Annotated in this window: 1 protein-coding gene; it reads left to right on the forward strand. The window is 61.0% G+C overall.

What is annotated here, in order from left to right; genetic code table 11:
- On the forward strand, positions 1-333 hold a 333-nt coding region (locus EOD29_RS30955; protein ID WP_127248790.1), incomplete at both ends, for an aldehyde dehydrogenase family protein.

Consider the following 333-nt stretch of genomic DNA (forward strand, 5'->3'; position numbering starts at 1 on the left):
CACAGGCCAGCGCTGCACGGCGTCGTCGCGGCTGATCGTCACCGAAGGCATTCACGACAAGTTCGTCGCAGCACTCACCGATAAGCTGAAGACGCTCGTCGTCGACAACGCGCTGAAGGCCGGCACCCATATCGGCCCCGTCGTCGATGAGCGGCAGTTGAAGACCGATACCGACTATATCGAGATCGGCAAGAAGGAAGGCGCCAAGCTCGCCTTTGGCGGCGAGGTCATCTCGCGCGAAACACCCGGCTTCTACCTTCAGCCGACGCTGTTTACCGAAGCGACCAACCAGATGCGCATTTCGCGCGAGGAAATCTTCGGGCCTGTGGTCTC

This window comes from Mesorhizobium sp. M1A.T.Ca.IN.004.03.1.1, assembly GCF_003997555.1.
Lineage (GTDB): Bacteria > Pseudomonadota > Alphaproteobacteria > Rhizobiales > Rhizobiaceae > Mesorhizobium.